Annotated in this window: 15 protein-coding genes; 6 read left to right on the forward strand and 9 right to left on the reverse strand. The window is 64.1% G+C overall.

Annotated elements, in window-relative coordinates; genetic code table 11:
- Positions 1–4: 4 nt before the first annotated feature.
- Both ACQKPS_RS14680 and ACQKPS_RS14685 read right to left on the reverse strand, forming a co-directional pair.
- Positions 5–1,078 carry an AI-2E family transporter gene (locus ACQKPS_RS14680; protein ID WP_254481091.1) on the reverse strand — a complete coding sequence of 358 codons (1,074 nt, stop codon included), beginning with the start codon at positions 1,076–1,078 and terminating at the stop codon, positions 5–7.
- Positions 1,079–1,090: 12 nt separating this feature from the next.
- The gene (locus tag ACQKPS_RS14685) at positions 1,091–2,161 is read right to left on the reverse strand and encodes a DUF2066 domain-containing protein (protein ID WP_254481092.1); all 1,071 of its coding nucleotides are present in this window, start codon (positions 2,159–2,161) and stop codon (positions 1,091–1,093) included.
- 255 nt (positions 2,162–2,416) lie between these two features.
- On the opposite strand from ACQKPS_RS14685, the gene purM reads away from it, so the two are divergent.
- The 4 genes from purM to ACQKPS_RS14705 all read left to right on the forward strand — a co-directional run bounded on the left by purM (position 2,417) and on the right by ACQKPS_RS14705 (position 5,199).
- Positions 2,417–3,475: a phosphoribosylformylglycinamidine cyclo-ligase gene (purM, locus tag ACQKPS_RS14690; RefSeq protein WP_254481093.1), complete on the forward strand. Its 1,059-nt coding sequence runs from the start codon at positions 2,417–2,419 to the stop codon at positions 3,473–3,475.
- Positions 3,475–4,128, forward strand: a complete 654-nt coding sequence (gene purN / locus ACQKPS_RS14695) for a phosphoribosylglycinamide formyltransferase (protein WP_254481094.1) — start codon at positions 3,475–3,477, stop codon at positions 4,126–4,128. Before purM ends, purN begins: the two co-directional genes overlap by 1 nt.
- Positions 4,129–4,136: 8 nt before the next feature.
- The gene (locus ACQKPS_RS14700) at positions 4,137–4,847 is read left to right on the forward strand and encodes a DUF3108 domain-containing protein (protein ID WP_176509897.1); all 711 of its coding nucleotides are present in this window, start codon (positions 4,137–4,139) and stop codon (positions 4,845–4,847) included.
- Positions 4,848–5,016: 169 nt separating this feature from the next.
- A complete protein-coding gene (locus tag ACQKPS_RS14705) occupies positions 5,017–5,199 on the forward strand; it encodes a hypothetical protein (RefSeq protein ID WP_427604597.1) in 183 nt (60 codons plus the stop codon).
- Between the two features lie 46 nt (positions 5,200–5,245).
- On the opposite strand, the gene ACQKPS_RS14710 is transcribed toward ACQKPS_RS14705, so the two are convergent.
- The 7 genes from ACQKPS_RS14710 to ACQKPS_RS14740 all read right to left on the reverse strand — a co-directional run bounded on the left by ACQKPS_RS14710 (position 5,246) and on the right by ACQKPS_RS14740 (position 13,545).
- Positions 5,246–5,785 carry a DUF2058 domain-containing protein gene (locus ACQKPS_RS14710; protein ID WP_054885556.1) on the reverse strand — a complete coding sequence of 180 codons (540 nt, stop codon included), beginning with the start codon at positions 5,783–5,785 and terminating at the stop codon, positions 5,246–5,248.
- Positions 5,786–5,811: 26 nt separating this feature from the next.
- Positions 5,812–6,645, reverse strand: a complete 834-nt coding sequence (mazG, locus tag ACQKPS_RS14715) for a nucleoside triphosphate pyrophosphohydrolase (RefSeq protein WP_427604599.1) — start codon at positions 6,643–6,645, stop codon at positions 5,812–5,814.
- A gap of 106 nt (positions 6,646–6,751) precedes the next feature.
- Positions 6,752–8,992 carry a GTP diphosphokinase gene (gene relA, locus ACQKPS_RS14720; protein WP_054885558.1) on the reverse strand — a complete coding sequence of 747 codons (2,241 nt, stop codon included), beginning with the start codon at positions 8,990–8,992 and terminating at the stop codon, positions 6,752–6,754.
- Between the two features lie 96 nt (positions 8,993–9,088).
- On the reverse strand, positions 9,089–10,447 hold the full coding sequence (gene rlmD, locus ACQKPS_RS14725; RefSeq protein WP_254481097.1) for a 23S rRNA (uracil(1939)-C(5))-methyltransferase RlmD: 1,359 nt from the start codon (positions 10,445–10,447) through the stop codon (positions 9,089–9,091).
- Entirely contained in the window at positions 10,448–11,347 is a 900-nt protein-coding gene (gene cysM, locus ACQKPS_RS14730) for a cysteine synthase CysM (protein ID WP_427604602.1), read from the reverse strand.
- A gap of 86 nt (positions 11,348–11,433) precedes the next feature.
- Positions 11,434–12,825, reverse strand: coding sequence for a histidine kinase sensor domain-containing protein (locus ACQKPS_RS14735; RefSeq protein ID WP_427604603.1), 1,392 nt, complete (start codon positions 12,823–12,825; stop codon positions 11,434–11,436).
- Between the two features lie 3 nt (positions 12,826–12,828).
- Positions 12,829–13,545, reverse strand: coding sequence for a response regulator transcription factor (locus ACQKPS_RS14740; RefSeq protein ID WP_427604605.1), 717 nt, complete (start codon positions 13,543–13,545; stop codon positions 12,829–12,831).
- Between the two features lie 193 nt (positions 13,546–13,738).
- Between ACQKPS_RS14740 and ACQKPS_RS14745 the strand changes: the two genes are divergently transcribed.
- The gene (locus ACQKPS_RS14745; RefSeq protein ID WP_254481101.1) at positions 13,739–16,498 is read left to right on the forward strand and encodes a response regulator; all 2,760 of its coding nucleotides are present in this window, start codon (positions 13,739–13,741) and stop codon (positions 16,496–16,498) included.
- Positions 16,499–16,600: 102 nt separating this feature from the next.
- Entirely contained in the window at positions 16,601–17,590 is a 990-nt protein-coding gene (locus ACQKPS_RS14750) for a 2-hydroxyacid dehydrogenase (protein ID WP_427604608.1), read from the forward strand.
- The last annotated feature ends 27 nt before the right edge of the window (positions 17,591–17,617 follow it).

Raw genomic sequence — 17,617 nt, forward strand, 5'->3', positions numbered from 1 at the left:
GCGGTCATAGATCCGGGTCGACATCGCCGGCGTACATGTCCGATTCCTTGTACAAGTCGTGCACATGGCGGAGCAGGACCATGATCACCGCCGCCACTGGCAACGCCAGCAACACGCCGGTGAAACCGAACAGTTCGCCACCGGCAAGGATGGCGAAGATCACCGCTACCGGGTGCAGGCCGATGCGATCACCAACCAGCAACGGCGTCAGTACCATGCCTTCGAGGGCCTGCCCGACCATGAACACGGCGACGATGCCAAGCATCGGATACAGGTCACCGCCAAACTGGAACACACCGGCCACCAACGCTGCGCCGATGCCAATGATGAAGCCCATGTAAGGCACGATGGCCGCCAGCCCCGCGAGCATGCCGATCAGCAGGCCCAGTTCCAGCCCGACCAGCATCAGGCCGGCCGAGTAGATGACGCCAAGCGCGAGCATCACCATCAACTGCCCGCGAACGAACGCCCCCAGTACCTCATGGCACTCACCGGCCAGGCTGACCACCTGCGGCTCGCGCTGACGCGGCAGCAGGCCGCGCAGCTTGGCCATCATCAAATCCCAGTCGCGCAAGAGGTAGAAGCCGACAACGGGGATCAGCACCATGTTCGCCAACCAGGCAATCAGAGCCAGGCTCGACGCGGTGGCATGGGACAGCAGCATACCGACGATATCGGTGGTCTGGCCCATGTGCTCGCCGATGGCGGCCTTGATCTTGTCGAACTTCCAGAACCCGTCGGCCAGGCCCAGGCGGCCCTGTACCCAGGGCAGCGCCACATGTTCGAGCCAATCGAGCATCTGCGGCGCCAGCTCGTACAGGCGCAGCAGCTGTTTGGCCAGCAGCGGCACCAGCACCAGCAGCAGGGCCATCAACAGCAAGGTGAACAGGCCGAACACCACCACCACCCCCCAGGTACGCGACAGGCCCACGCGTTCCAGGCGGTCGACCAGCGGATCGGCCAGGTAGGCCAGCAAGATGCCAACCAGAAACGGTGTGAGGATGTTGTGCAGGCTATAAAGAAGCACGGCGATCAGTAGCGCAGCACCCCAACCGATCCAGCGACGCACGTCAGTCATCGATAGCGCCCCTTACCAACGGAATCGCAGGCCGTCGAACGGCTTGGCGGCAACGGGTGCGGGTGTGCCTGGCTGGCCAGGTGCGCCCCCCGGCGTCGGCGCAGGTGTGGCCGGGGGCGGCGGCGCCTGCTCGGGCGGCACCTCCTGCAATTTGGCCAGGCCCAGTTGGGCACGCAGCTGCTCACGGTTACCGCTGACCGCATAGGTCAAGGTGCCGCCTTCGGCCAGCTGCAGGCGCGGGCCATAGGGCTCCAGGACACGGCTCAGCTCGGCATAGCGTTGCAGGTTCATGCCTTGCACCTGCAGCTGCAACTGGCTGCTGGCGCCGGGCTTGACCACATAGCGCGGCGCCAGGCGGCTGCTGACCGCCAGCATGACAGCGTCCGCCAGGGCCGCCTGGTCAGCGCCCTCGACATTGCCCTGCTCACGCTGGTCGCCCTGCCACAGCTGCCATTTACCTTGCCATTTGCCATCGGCCTCGTGGGCATGCACCGCCAACATCGCATCGGCGCCATAGCGCTCGGAGGCTTGTCGCAGGGGTGCCGGATCAGTGCCTTCGAGCTGCTGGGCATTGGCTACCAGCTGCTCTTGCAGATCGGCCAGCGGCAGCCGCAGCGGCAGGCCACGGTGCTGGGCCGCCCGGCGCAGCGGCTGGGCGCTGGCCTGGCCGTCGCCGACCAGGTTACTGCCTTCGGCGCTGTCGTTGAGCCACCAGCCGAGTATGGATGGCCGGTTGCTGCCCCACAGCGCCAGCCCGGCCTTGCGCAAGGCACGTTCGGTGCTGCCGGGGTCGAACTCGACCAGTACCGATTCTGGCGGCCCGGCCTCGGTACCGACCTGATTGATGATCTGTTGCGGGTCTTTGCGCAACCCGGCCAGCGCCGGGCTCTGCACCGCCTTGGGATCGCCGGTAAGGCGCAGCACCAAGGTATCGAAGGCCGTGGCAGTGGCTGCGGTACGCGCTTCGGCGCCCTGCCCTGCGAGCGGCTCGCGCACCTGATAGAGCCCGGAGACGGTTTCAGCCTGCGCAGTGATGCAGGCCAGTGCAAGGCACCCTGCTGCCAGATGATTGAAGAGTCGCATGGGGGATTCCTGTCCGATTGCGCTTGAAGCTTGTGGCTTGCAGCTTATACAGAAGGTGGCTTATCAACCACCCGCACACCTTTTTCAGCAATTTACCGCCCTGCCCGTCGGCCTGAGGATGGCCGCTGCCCGGCAACCCTGATAAAATCGCGCGCCTTCACAGACCACTGACGTTCCAGGCAGCCGCCGCTTCCCAGCCGGCCTTGGCCGTTATGGTCGTTTCTACGAATCCCTCCCTCTTAAAGGCCTGGATCAATGAGCAAGCAACCCTCCCTGAGCTACAAGGACGCCGGTGTAGACATCGACGCCGGCGAAGCACTGGTCGAACGCATCAAGGGCGTGGCAAAACGCACCGCACGCCCTGAAGTCATGGGTGGCCTGGGCGGCTTCGGCGCCCTCTGCGAGATCCCGGCCGGCTACAAGCAGCCGGTGCTGGTCTCCGGCACTGACGGCGTCGGCACCAAGCTGCGCCTGGCACTGAATCTGAACAAGCACGACAGCATCGGCCAGGATCTGGTCGCCATGTGCGTCAACGACCTGGTGGTCTGCGGCGCCGAGCCGCTGTTCTTCCTTGACTACTACGCCACCGGCAAGCTGAACGTCGATGTGGCCGCCACCGTGGTCACCGGCATCGGCGCCGGCTGTGAACTGGCTGGCTGCTCCCTGGTCGGCGGCGAAACCGCCGAAATGCCGGGCATGTACGAAGGCGAAGACTACGACCTGGCAGGTTTCTGTGTCGGCGTGGTGGAAAAGGCCGAGATCATCGACGGTTCCAAGGTTGCCACCGGCGACGCGCTGATCGCCCTGCCGTCCTCCGGCCCGCACTCCAACGGCTACTCGCTGATCCGCAAGATCCTCGAAGTGTCCGGCACCGACATCGAGAACACCCAGCTCGACGGCAAGCCGCTGACCGACCTGCTGATGGCCCCGACCCGCATCTACGTCAAGCCACTGCTGCAGCTGATCAAGAACACCGGCGCAGTCAAGGCCATGGCCCACATCACCGGTGGCGGCCTGCTCGACAACATCCCGCGTGTACTGCCGAAGAACGCCCAGGCCGTGGTTGACGTGGCCAGCTGGCAGCGCCCGGCGGTGTTCGACTTCCTGCAGGAAAAAGGCAACGTCGACGAGCACGAAATGCACCGCGTCCTGAACTGCGGCGTCGGCATGGTCATCTGCGTGGCCCAGGATCAGGTCGACGCAGCCCTGAACGAACTGCGCGCCGCCGGTGAGCAGCCTTGGGTCATCGGCCATATCGCCGAGGCTGCCGAAGGCGCCGCCCAGGTCGAACTGCAGAACCTCAAGGCACACTGATGCCGAGCAAGCCCTGCAATGTAGTGGTACTGCTGTCGGGTTCCGGCAGCAACCTGCAAGCCTTGATCGACAGCTGCCGCGCGCAGGACAGCCAGGTACGCATCGCCGCGGTGGTCTCCAACCGCGCCGATGCCTATGGCTTGCAGCGGGCCCAGGCAGTCGGTATCGACACCGTTGTGCTCGACCACACCCAGTTCGACGGCCGCGAAGCCTTCGATGCCGCGCTGATGGCGCACATCGACGGCTTCACCCCGGACCTGGTGGTGCTGGCTGGCTTCATGCGCATCCTCAGTGGCGGCTTCGTGCGCCACTACCAGGGTCGCCTGCTCAACATCCACCCGTCGCTGCTGCCTCGCTACAAGGGCCTGCATACTCACCGTCGGGCACTGGAGGCAGGCGACGCCGAACATGGCTGCAGCGTACACTTCGTCACCGAGGAACTCGATGGCGGGCCTCTGGTCGTACAGGCTGTAGTACCGGTGCTGTCTGATGACACAGTGGAAAGCCTGGCCCAAAGGGTTCACCATCAGGAACACCAGATCTACCCGCTGGCGGTGCACTGGTTTGCCCAAGGGCGCTTGCGCCTGGGTGAACAGGGTGCCTTACTGGATGACCAACCGCTGCCGGCCAGTGGTCACTTGATCCGACCCTAGGAGAATTTATGCGTCGTGCCCTGCTATTGGCTCTCGCCGTGCTCGCCCTGCCCCTTCAGGCAGCCGACCTGAAGCCGTTCTCGGCAAGCTACACCGCCGACTGGAAGCAACTGCCCATGAGCGGCACCGCCGAGCGTAGCCTGGTCAAGAACAAGGACGGCAGCTGGAACCTTGATTTCAAGGCCTCCATGATGATCGCCAGCCTGACCGAGCAAAGTACCCTGCGCCTGGACAACGACACCCTGCTGCCGCAAAAGTACCACTTCGAGCGCGGCGGCCTGGGCAAGGCCAAGACCGTCGACCTGACCTTCGACTGGAACGCCAAGAAAATCACCGGTACCGACCGCAAGGACGCCATCAACCTGCCGCTCAACCGCGGTGTGCTGGACAAGTCGTCCTATCAACTGGCGCTGCAGCACGATGTGGCTGCCGGCAAGAAGAGCATGACCTACCAGGTGGTCGATGGTGACGAGATCGACGCTTATGACTTCCGCGTCCTCGGCACCGAGAAGGTCACCACCAAGACTGGCCAGGTCGAGGCGGTAAAGGTCGAGCGCGTGCGCGACCCTAGCCAGAGCAAGCGCATCACCGAGCTGTGGTTCGCCAAGGATTGGGATTACCTGCTGGTGCAACTGCGCCAGGTCGAGACTGATGGCAAGGAGTACGTGATCGTGCTGCAGGATGGCACGGTCGATGGCAAGACGGTGAAGGGTAACTGATCCGCTACAGCCCGCAGTATCCGGAGCCCTGCCATGTGCGGGGCTTCTTTTTGCCTGGCTTTCATGAAACTTGTTTCATGCCGGTTTTATTTACTTAGCCTGCTAACAAACTCTATAAAGGGGTTGTGCGACACAGTGTCGCAGCCAACTCAAGCAGTGGAGTTTACCGATGACAGTCCAAGTAACCGAACGCGACGAATCGAAAATGTCCCACGAAGGCCTGGCCGCTGGCGTGCGGATCTGGGATGTGCACCAGCAAGGCCAGCTGGTAGGCATGTTCCACCAGGAACATGAAGCTCACCAGTATCGGGCAGAGCTCGAAGCACTGGAAATCCAGCGCACCACGCAATGACCCAGTCTTCCAATAGAAAAACCCCGCCGCGGCGGGGTTTTTCATATCACCACATCAGATCATCCGGGATCTTGTAGGCCGCGTACGGATCGTCTTCGTCCGCCTCCTCGACATGGGTATTGAGCAGCAGGATGCGGCTCGCGTCGCGCTCCTGAATCTTCACCGCCGCCTCGCGCGGGATCACTTCATAGCCACCGGCATGCGACACGATGGCCAGGGCACCGTTGCTCAGGCGGGTGCGCATCAGGGCATTGACGGCAATGCGCTTGACCTTCTTGTCGTCGACGAAGTTGTAGTAGTCCTCGGTGGTCAGCTTGGGCAGGCGGGTGGCTTCGATCAACTGCTTGATCTGCGCCACGCGGGCCTTCTGCTCGGCCTTTTCCTGTTGCTGGCGATTGAGCTCCTGGTCGCGCCGGGCCTTTTCGGCCATGGCTTCCTTGGCCATGCGCTGCTGGCTGTCGTCGACTTCGACCTGGCCTTTGTGCTCCATGCGCTTCTGTTTCTTTTCAGCTTTGTTGGTCTGTGAGACCTGTTTCTGGTTGACCAGACCGGCTTTGAGCAATTGGTCGCGAAGGGAAAGGCTCATGAATGTTCACTCACTTATGCAACAGCTCAGCCGCAGCTGGGCAGGTTCTTTTCCTGACGTTTGGCTTCACCCCACAGGGCGTCCAGCTCGTCAAGGTTACAATGTTCGATCGGCCGACCGCTGTCGCGCAATGCCTGTTCGATAAAGCGGAAACGCCGCTCGAACTTGCGGTTGGCGCGGCGCAGGGCGTTTTCCGGGTCTTGCTTGAGGTGCCGGGCCAGGTTAACGGCGGCAAACAGCAGGTCGCCGACTTCATCCTCGAGGGCATCGGCGTCGTTGTCGGCCATGGCCTGCAGCACTTCGTCGAGTTCCTCGCGCACCTTGTCCAGCACCGGCAATGCCGCTGGCCAGTCGAAACCGACGGTGGCTGCGCGCTTCTGCAGTTTGGCCGCCCGCGACAGCGCCGGCAATGCAGTTGGTACGTCATCGAGCAGCGACAGTTGTTCAGGTGTGCTTTTCTCGGCGCGCTCCTCGGCCTTGATCTCCTCCCAGCGTGACTTGACCTGGGCCTCGTTCAGGCTGGGGGTGTCCAGCGGCGCGTACAGTTCGCCGGTCGGGAAGACGTGCGGGTGACGACGGATCAGCTTGCGGGTGATGCTGTCGACCACGCCATCGAACTCGAAACGCCCTTCTTCCCGCGCCAGCTGGCTGTAGTACACCACCTGGAACAACAAGTCGCCGAGCTCGCCCTGCAGGTGTTCGAAATCGCCACGCTCGATGGCGTCGGCGACTTCGTAGGCCTCTTCGATGGTGTGCTGCACGATGCTCGCGTAGTTCTGCTTCAGGTCCCACGGGCAGCCGTACTGCGGGTCGCGCAGGCGGGCCATGAGGTGCAGCAGGTCTTCGAGGGTGTAGGTCATTTGAGCAGGTCCTTCGGGGGTGGCTGCATCGCGGATAAATCCGCTCCTACAGGCCTTGCGCAATTCCTGTAGGAGCGGATTCATCCGCGATACCAGCGCCGCGGTCTCAAGGGGTACGATTACGCCGCGTTTCGATGATGTTCGGCAACTGCGAAATCCTGCCCAGGAGGCGCCCCAGCGCATCCAGGCCGGGAATCTCGATGGTCAGCGACATCAGTGCGGTGTTGTCTTCCTTGTTCGAGCGGGTGTTTACCGCCAGCACGTTGATCTTTTCGTTCAGCAGTACCTGCGACACGTCGCGCAGCAAGCCTGGGCGGTCATAGGCGCGGATGACGATGTCGACCGGATAGGTCTGCACCGGGATCGGCCCCCAGCTTACCTGGATCATCCGCTCCGGCTCGCGCCCGGCCAGTTGCAGCGCCGAGGCGCAGTCCTGGCGGTGGATGCTGACGCCGCGGCCCTGGGTGATGTAACCAACGATGGCGTCGCCCGGCAACGGCTGGCAGCAGCCGGCCATTTGCGTGAGCAGGTTGCCGACACCCTGGATCTGGATGTCGCCACGCTTGCCGGTACGCGGCCCGGTGGGCTTGCGCGGCACCAGCTCGATCTGCTCGATGCGCTCGGGCTCGAGCAACTGCTGGGCGGCGTTGACCAGATGCGCCAGGCGCAGGTCGCCGGCCCCCAGCGAGGCGAACATGTCTTCGGCGGTCTTGACGTTGGTTTTCTCGGCCAGGCGTTCGAAGTCCACCTGCGGCAGGCCCAGGCGGCTGAGCTCGCGTTCGAGCAAGGTCTTGCCGGCAGCGACGTTCTGGTCACGCGCCTGCAGCTTGAACCAGTGGACGATCTTGGCCCGCGCCCGCGAGGTGGTGACGTAGCCGAGGTTGGAGTTCAGCCAGTCGCGGCTCGGGTTGCCGTGCTTGCTGGTGATGATCTCCACCTGCTCGCCGGTCTGCAGGCTGTAGTTGAGCGGCACGATGCGCCCGTTGATCTTGGCGCCACGGCAGTTGTGGCCGATCTCGGTGTGCACCCGGTAGGCGAAGTCCAGCGGCGTGGCGCCCTTGGGCAGGTCGATGGCATGGCCGTCCGGGGTGAACACGTATACCCGGTCAGGCTCGATATCGACCCGCAACTGCTCGGCCAGGCCACCGATGTCGCCCAGCTCTTCATGCCATTCGAGTACCTGGCGCAGCCACGAAATCTTCTCTTCGTAGTGGTTGGAGCTCGGCTTGACGTCGGTGCCCTTGTAGCGCCAGTGGGCGCAGACGCCGAGTTCGGCTTCTTCGTGCATGCCGTGGGTACGGATCTGCACTTCCAGCACCTTGCCCTCGGGGCCGATCACCGCCGTGTGCAGCGAGCGATAGCCGTTTTCCTTGGGGTTGGCGATGTAGTCGTCGAATTCCTTCGGGATGTGCCGCCACAGGGTGTGCACGATGCCCAGCGCGGTATAGCAGTCACGCACCTCCGGCACCAGCACGCGGACCGCACGCACGTCGTAGATCTGGCTGAATTCCAGGCCCTTGCGCTGCATCTTGCGCCAGATCGAATAGATGTGTTTTGCCCGGCCGCTGATGTCAGCCTTGACCCCGGTGGCCAACAGCTCGTTCTGCAGCTGGTTCATCACATCGCTGATGAAGCGCTCACGGTCCAGCCGACGCTCATGCAACAGCTTGGCGATCTGCTTGTACTGGTCGGGCTCCAGGTAGCGGAAGGACAGGTCTTCCAGCTCCCACTTGATGTGGCCGATACCCAGGCGGTGAGCCAGTGGCGCATAGATGTCGAACACCTCGCGCGCCACGCGCAGGCGTTTTTCGTCATCGGCGGACTTCACCGCACGGATCGCACAGGTACGCTCGGCCAGCTTGATCAGCGCCACGCGCACGTCGTCGACCATGGCCACCAGCATCTTGCGCAGGTTCTCGACCTGCGCCTGCGACCCCAGCACCAGCGACTGGCGCGGGCTGAGGCTGGCACTGATGGCGGCCATGCGCAGCACGCCGTCGATCAGTTTGGACACCACCGGGCCAAAGCGCTGGCCGACTTCGGCCAGGGTCACCTTGCCTTCACGTACCGAGCGATAGATCACCGCCGCGACCAACGAATCCTGGTCGAGCTTGAGGTCGGCGAGGATTTCAGCGATTTCCAGGCCGGCCTGGTAACTGGAAGTACCATCGGCCCACGAATGCTTGGCCGGGTTGCCCTTCTTTTCGATTTCCTGGGCGAACTCGCAGGCTTCTTTCAGCGCCACGCGATCCAGGGCCGAATCGACGCTCACCACATGATCCAGCCATGCTTCGAGATTGATACTGCCGTCTGTGTTGACCGGCTGGTGCACTCTCACCTGTACCATCTTTGTTTTACCTTTCCATACAGCGCACCACACGGGTGCACTGGCTATCACCGTGCAGCTTCGCTTCCGTGGAAGCCGCACCAAGGGGCCAGCTCGCTAGCCCGCTTCGAATAACGCCATGGCTTCGACATGCGCCGTCTGAGGAAACATGTCGAGAATCCCGGCCCTTTTTAACCGGTACCCCTGGCCGACCAGCACCTGGGCGTCTCGCGCCAGCGTGGCCGGGTTGCACGATACATACACCAAGCGCTTGGCGCTGAGGCGGGCGATGTCTTGCACCACCTCGTATGCACCGTCGCGCGGTGGATCCAAGAGTACCGCAGAAAAGCCCTCGGCGGCCCATCCGGCGCCTGCCAAAGGCTGCGATAAATCGGCCTGAAAAAACGCGGCGTTATGCACATCGTTGTTCCGGGCATTGGCCGCGGCCCGATCGACCATGGCCTGTACACCTTCAACTGCCACCACTTCACGTGCCTGACGCGCCAGCGGCAGGGCAAAGTTGCCGAGGCCGCAGAACAGGTCCAGTACCCGCTCGTCAGCTCGCGGAGCAAGCCAGGCCAGGGCCTGCTCGATCATCGCCGTGTTGACCTGGGCGTTGACCTGGACGAAATCGCCCGGGCGCCAGGCCAGTTCCAGCTGCCAAGGCTCCAGGGCAAAGCCCAGTTTCGCCTCGGCATCCACGGGTGCCGGCTCCCCTTCACCCTGCAGCCACAGCTGCGCCCTGGCCTCGCCGCAGAATGCCTGCAGGCGAGCCAGATCGTCCGCAGGCAACGGCGCCACATGACGCACGAGGACCGCTTCAGCGGTACCGCTGAACAGCTCCACATGGCCGATCGCCTGGGGCTTGCCCAGCGAGCGCAGCACGGTCGGCAAGTGGCGAAGAATAGATTGCAAAGGCTGTACCAGCACGGCGCAGTCATCGATGGCAACAATGTCCTGGCTGGCCTCGGCGCGGAAACCGACATCCAGGTGCCTGGCCTTCACGTCCCAGCGCACTGCCACCCGCGCCCGGCGCCGGTAGCCGAATTCCGGCCCGCTCAGGGGCGCGGCCCATTCTTCGGGCTGCACGCCGGCAACCCGTTGCAGTTGTTCGGCCAAGGTGCGCTGCTTGAGCGCCAACTGCGCATCGTGAGGCAAGTGTTGCAGGTTGCAACCGCCGCAACGCTGGTAGTGGCGGCAGGGCGCCTGGCGGCGTTCGGGGCTGGCTTGCAGCACGCGCTCCAGGCGCGCCTCGACGACCTTGCCACGGGCATTGAGCACCCGTGCCTCGACCGCTTCACCGGCCAGGGCGCCGCTGACGAACCAGGTACGCCCTTCAAGGAAGGCGATGCCGCGGCCGTCACCGGCCAGGCGCTCGATGTCCAGGCGCTGCTTCTTGCCCACGGGGACCTGGGGCGTGCGGTTGCCGCCGGCCGGCTGGAAGCGCAGGCCGCTGTTGCTTTTTTTCTTGGACATTTAGCTCGGGTCGAACAGGCCGGTGGACAGGTAACGGTCGCCGCGGTCACAGATGATCGCGACCATCACGGCTTTTTCCACTTCGCGGGACAGGCGCAGCATGGCTGCCACCGCGCCACCGGAAGAGACGCCGCAGAAAATGCCCTCTTCGCGCGCGAGGCGGCGAGTGGTGTCCTCGGCCTCCTGCTGGGACATGTCCATCACGCGGTCGACGCGGGTGGCATCGAAAATCTTTGGCAGGTACTCCTCGGGCCAACGGCGGATCCCCGGAATGGCCGAGCCTTCCATCGGCTGCAGGCCGACGATCTGCACCTTGGGGTTCTGTTCCTTGAGGTACTGCGAGCAGCCCATGATGGTACCGGTGGTACCCATGGAGCTGACGAAATGGGTAATGCTGCCTTGGGTCTGCTGCCAGATCTCCGGGCCGGTGCTGGCGTAGTGGGCGATCGGGTTATCGCCGTTGGCGAACTGGTCGAGGACCAGGCCGCGGCCTTCGGCCTGCAACTTCTCGGCGAGGTCGCGCGCGCCTTCCATGCCCTCCTCCTTGGTCACCAGGATCAGCTCGGCGCCATAGGCGGTCATGGCTGCCTTGCGTTCGGCGGTGGAGTTGTCGGGCATGATCAGGATCATCTTGTAGCCCTTGATCGCCGCCGCCATCGCCAGGGCGATGCCGGTATTGCCGGAGGTGGCTTCGATCAGGGTGTCGCCTGGCTTGATCTGGCCGCGCAGTTCGGCGCGGGTGATCATCGACAGCGCCGGGCGGTCTTTCACCGAGCCGGCGGGATTGTTACCTTCGAGCTTGAGCAGCAGGGTATTGCTGGTTTCGCCAGCGATGCGCTGCAGGCGAACCAGGGGCGTATTGCCGACGCAATCGGCGATGGTTGGGTACTGCAAGGTCATGGCGTATTTCACAATCCGGACGCAGGGGTGGCTATCATACCGGCAAACCTTTCCCGGCCATATCACGCAATCTGTGGTTGCTATAGCTACAAGCTATAAGCTGCATGCATTCGCGGGTGAACCCTCGAAGAAGCCGGCAAATGGATCGGCAAGCGCATACAAAGCCGCAACCCCTGCTTGCCATTTTCCGCCCATAGGATTCCGCCCTGGCGCTGGATGGCACTACGAGCAATGCTCAACCCCAGACCAAACCCGCCATCGCCAGGCCGCGAACCATCGAGCCGGGAAAACGGCGCGAAGATGCGTTCCAGATCTTCATCGGCCACACCGCCGCCTTGATCTTCCAGCCACAGATGCCAGTAGCCACCTTCGCGCTGCCCGCCCAGCCGTACCAAGCCATCTTCCGGCGAATGGCGGATGGCATTGCGCAGCATGTTCTCCAAGGCCTGGGCCAGGTGGTTGAGGTTGCCTTGCACCCAGCAATTGCCAGGCAGTTCACAGCGCAACCGCTCGGGCGGCCAGCCGCTTTCGTAGCTGGCGTCCTCGGCCAGCAGCTCCCAAAGTGCCTGGACCTGGATCGGCTCAAGGTTCATCGGCGCGCGTTCGGCTTCCTGCCAGGCCAGCTGCAGCGTGTTCTCGACCAACTGCTGCATGCAGTCGACTTCACGGCCCAGACGCTCACGCAGGCGCGTGAAGTCAGTCTCGCCATCGCAGGCCACGCGCAGGCGGCTCAGCGGTGTGCGCATTTCGTGGGACAGGTCGCGCAGCAGTTGCTGCTGCATCGCCACAGTACCTTGCAGGCGCTCGGCCATCTGATCGAAGGCTCGGGCCAGTTCACCCAGTTCGTCGTGGCGGGCCGTGGTACGTGAATCCAGGCGTGCCGAAAGCTGGTCGGCACGCCAGGCATTGGCCTGCTCGCGCAACTGGTTGAGCGGGACGATCAGCATGCGGTACAGGCCGACACACAGCAGCAAGGTGAACAGGCCAGGGATGATGCCATTGGTGACGACCTGCCAGAACACCCGGTACTGGCCAGGGTTGAAACGTTGCGGCAGCTCGATCACCAGCATGCCCTGCTGGGGCGCACCGGGGAACGGAATGCGCAACCAGGGTTGGTCGACGCTGCGCCGGCTCATTGGCCAGTCGACACCACGCAGGCGGGTCAGCCGCTGCATGATCTCGGGGCCAAGAATGGCACTGTCCAGTGGCCGCAGATTCAGGTCCAGCACACCGATCCAGCCATGTTCACGTTGGTGCATCGCCGCCACCCAGCGGTCCAGCCCTTCGCGTCCCCCGGTGCGCCAGGCCCTTTCGGCGTCGTTGGCATAGTCGCGCAACACCTGGCGCGCCGGCGGGTCGAGAAAGGCATTCTGGGTTTCCATATGGCGGCCCCAGGTGTAGCTGAGGCCGATCATCAACAGGCAAAAGCCCACCAGCAAGATGGCCAGCTTCCAGAACAGCGAATGGCGATCGAGCATGGCTTACTCCGCTTCGCCGGCGCTGAGCACGTAGCCCTTGCCCCACACGGTGCGTATCAGCCGCTCGTGGTAATCGATAGCCTTGAGCTTGCGGCGGATCTGGCTGATGTGCATGTCGAGACTGCGGTCGTGCCGCGAGTAGCCGCGCTGCAGAACCTGTTGATAAAGAAAGGGCTTGCTCAGCACTTCATCGACATTGCGATGAAGGATATCGAACAGGCGGTATTCGCTCGGCGTCATGCCGGCGTACTGGCCATTGAGACTGACATCACACAGGTTTTCGTCGAAGTACAACTCGCTTGCGGCAACCTCCCGCTGCGGCTGATGACGCCGCTCAAGAGCGACCCGGCGCAGGATCGCCTCGATCCGCACCTGCAGTTCGGCGATGCTGAAGGGCTTGGGCAAGTAGTCGTCGGCGCCGCGCTGGAAACCGCTGATGCGGTCGGCCTCGGCGCCCAGTGCCGACATCAGGATCACCGGCGTGGCGCTGCGCTGGCGCAGCCGGGCAAGGGCATCCAGGCCGTTGAGGCCGGGCAGCAGGATGTCCAGCAGCACCACGTCGAACGCTTGGCGGTCGGCCGCCTCCAGGCCATCCAGGCCGTTGCGGCACCAGGTGACGTGAAAACCTCCACGCTGCAGCTCTTCGTGCAGGTACGCCCCCAGGACCGGATCGTCCTCGATCGCCAGGATGCGGGAGGTGCAATTAGTTACAGGATTCATTAGCAACTGCCACCAATTCTCAGTTGCGCGATTATTGTGCATGCACTGCCTCCAGGCAACTGCCCGGCGACCAATGCCTGGCTCAGGCAACGAAATGACATGCAGAGGGTGCATTAGCGCTGCCAGCGGAGTAACTTTCCGCTTTGTTCCGTCGTTGCGACGACGGCGTCCAGGCACATCACAGGAGGCGAGTGTGCTCGATCGTTTGGGAATCAGAAGCCGAGTGCTGCTGTTGGCATTGCTGCCAGCCAGCCTGATGGCACTGGTGCTGGGCAGCTATTTCACCTGGCTGCAGCAAGACCAGTTGCGCACCCAGCTGCTGCAGCGCGGCAAGATGCTCGCCGAGCAACTGGCGCCGCTGGCCGCACCGGCCCTGGCACGGCAGGCACCTGCCCAGCTGGAACGCATCGCCGCGCAGACCCTGGAGCAGGCCGACGTGCGTGCCGTGGCCTTCCTCGCCCCCGACCGCAGCCGCCTGGCCCATGCCGGGCCGAGCATGATCAACCAGGCGCCCAGCGGCGGTACCGGCACGCAGTTGCTGCAGCGCACCGGCAACGACGCCACCCGTTACCTGATGCCGGTGTTCGGGCACCACCGTGATCTGGCCACCGATGCCGTACCGGCCGAAGCCGAGCGCCTGCTCGGCTGGGTCGAGATCGAGCTGTCCCACGACGGCACGCTGCTGCGTGGCTACCGCAACCTGTTCACCAGTGTGCTGCTGATCCTCGCCTGCCTGGCCCTCAGTGGCCTGCTGGCGATGCGCATGAGCCGTACCATCAATGACCCGATCGCACGCATCAAGCAGACGGTCAACCTGCTCAAGGACGGCCACCTCGACGAACGCCTGCCGGCCATGGGCAGCCATGAGCTGGACGAACTGGCCCGCGGCATCAACCGCATGGCCGAGACCTTGCACGGCGCCCACGAAGAGCTGCAGCACAGCATCGACCAAGCGACCGAGGACGTGCGCCAGAACCTGGAAACCATCGAGATCCAGAACATCGAGCTGGACATGGCGCGCAAGGAGGCCCTGGAGGCCAGCCGCATCAAATCGGAATTCCTGGCCAACATGAGCCACGAAATCCGCACCCCGCTCAATGGCATCCTGGGCTTCACCCACCTGCTGCAGAAGAGCGAGATGACCCCGCGGCAGCTGGACTACCTGAACACCATCGAGAAGTCCGCAGACAACCTGCTGGGAATCATCAACGAGATCCTCGACTTCTCCAAGATCGAAGCGGGCAAGCTGGTGCTCGACAGCATCCCGTTCAACCTGCGCGACCTGGTCCAGGACACCTTGACGATCCTCGCCCCCGCCGCTCACGCCAAGCAGCTCGAACTGCTCAGCCTGATCTACCGCGATACGCCGATTTCGCTGATCGGCGACCCCTTGCGGCTGAAACAGATCCTCACCAATCTGGTGAGCAACGCGATCAAGTTCACCCGCGAAGGCACCATTGTCGTCCGGGCGATGCTCGATGACGAACACGAAGACAGCGCCCAACTGCGCATCAGCGTGCAGGACACCGGCATCGGCCTGTCACCCCAGGATGTGCGTACGTTGTTCCAGGCGTTCAGCCAGGCCGACAACTCACTGGCCCGCCAGCCCGGCGGTACCGGCCTGGGGCTGGTGATTTCCAAGCGCCTGATCGAGCAGATGGGCGGCGAAATCGGTGTCGACAGCACGCCGGGCGAAGGTTCGCAGTTCTGGATCAGCCTGAGCCTGCCCAAGGCACACGACGACATCGAGGAGCAGCCGCTGCAACCGCTGCTGGGTCGCAGAGTGGCCATCGTCGACGGCCATGAGCTGGCGCGCCAGGCCCTGGAGCACCAGCTCGAGGATTGCGGCCTGAGCGTCAGCCTGTTCGCTTCCTACGACCAGTTGCTGCAGGGCGTGAAGGCCGGCTTCCAGGCTGGCATGCCCTTCGAGTTCGCGGTGCTTGGCGCCAACCTCGGTACGCTTTCACCGGAACAGCTCGGCCAGTACAACCAGCAACTGGAGCGCCTGCACTGCCAGTGCGTGGTGCTCTGCCCGACCACCGAGCAGGCGCTGTATCACCCCTTCCTGCCCAACGGCCATGGCCAACTGCTGTCCAAGCCGACCTGCACGCGCAAGTTACGCCGCCTGTTGCTGGAACTGGTGCAACCGCGACGGCTGCAGGCCGAACCGGGGTTGCCCGGCAGCGGCCAGCGCCGGGCAAAGATTCTGTGCGTCGACGACAATGCCGCCAACCTGTTGCTGGTACAGACGCTGCTCGAGGACCTGGGCGCCGAAGTGCTGGCGGTCGACAACGGCCATGCCGCCGTGCAGGCGGTCCAGGCTGAGCCTTTCGACCTGGTGCTGATGGACGTGCAAATGCCCGGCATGGACGGCCGCGCCTGCACCGAGCAGATCCGTCTGTGGGAAAAGACCCAGAGCGGCAACCCGCTGCCGATCGTCGCCCTGACCGCGCATGCCATGGCCAACGAGAAACGCGCGCTGTTGCACAGCGGCATGGACGATTACCTGACCAAGCCGATCAGCGAGCGGCAGTTGGCCCAGGTGGTGATGAAATGGACCGGGCTGAGCCTGGGCGCGTCGCCACTGGAGCATGCCAGCGAGCCACTGGGTGACGGCCATGAGCTACCCGTGCTGGACCCGGACGAAGGCTTGCGCCTGGCTGCCGGCAAGCCAGACCTGGCAGCCGACATGCTGGCCATGCTGCTGGCGTCGCTGGAAACCGACCGCCAGGCGATTCGCTCCGCTCGCGAGGCCGATGACAGCGCTACGCTGATCGAGCAGGTGCACCGGCTCAACGGTGCCTCGCGTTACTGCGGTGTGCCGCAGTTGCGGGCGGCCTGCCAGCGCAGCGAGACCTTGCTCAAGCAGGACAGCCCGCAGGCCCAGCAGGCGCTGGATGAGCTGGATGCAGCGATCAACCGGTTGGCGGCGCAGGCGCGGCTGAGCGCTTGACGGGATGTTTTTGGCGCCTGTGAGACCGAGCGCCGCGCGGGCGGCGCTCGGTCTCACAGGCGCCACAAAACCCAAGACATGCACTACAAAGGACTCCCCACCATGCGCGTTCTGTTGTTCAGCAGCCAGCACTACGACCAGGATAGCTTCACCCAGCCCGCCCGTGACCGCGCCCTGAACCTGCACTTCCAGCCCACCCGCCTGACCCTCGACACCGCACCGCTGGCCCAGGGCTACGAGGTGGTCTGCGCCTTCATCAACGACGAGCTCGACGCCCAGGTGCTGCAGCGGCTGGCCGCAGGTGGCACGCGGCTGATCGCCCTGCGCTCGGCCGGCTACAACCACGTCGACCTCGCGGCGGCGCAGCGCCTGGGCCTGGCAGTGGTGCGTGTGCCGGCCTACTCGCCGCATGCAGTGGCCGAGCATGCCGTGGCCTTGATCCTGGCGCTCAACCGCCGCCTGCACCGGGCCTACAACCGCACCCGCGAAGGTGATTTCACCCTGCACGGGCTGACCGGCTTCGACCTGCATGGCAAGACTGTCGGCGTAGTCGGCACTGGCCAGATCGGCACCGCCTTCGCCCGCATCATGGCCGGTTTCGGCTGCCAGTTGCTGGCCTATGACCCCTACCCCAACCCGGAACTGCTGGCCCTTGGCGCGCGCTACATGGCCTTGCCCGACCTGCTGCGCGAGGCGCGGATCATCAGCCTGCATTGCCCGCTGACCGAGCACACCCGGCACCTGATCAATGCACAAAGCGTGAGCCAGTTGCAGCCGGGCGCCATGCTGATCAACACCGGCCGTGGCGCGCTGGTCGACACACCGGCACTGATCGACGCCCTGAAAAGCGGCCAGCTCGGCTACCTGGGCCTGGACGTCTATGAAGAGGAAGCCCAGCTGTTCTTCGAGGACCGCTCCGACCTGCCGCTGCAGGATGATGTGCTGGCACGGCTGCTGACCTTCCCCAACGTGATCATCACCGCGCATCAGGCATTCCTGACCCGCGAGGCCCTGGACGCGATCGCCGCCACCACCCTGGACAACATCATCCGCTGGGCGGCGGGTAATCCGCAGAATCTGGTCAGCGGTTGATGCTAGGATACGCGGCATTTCTGGAGG

This window comes from Pseudomonas sp. NPDC086566, from assembly GCF_050280885.1.
In the GTDB taxonomy this organism is placed as follows: Bacteria; Pseudomonadota; Gammaproteobacteria; order Pseudomonadales; family Pseudomonadaceae; genus Aquipseudomonas; species Aquipseudomonas vlassakiae.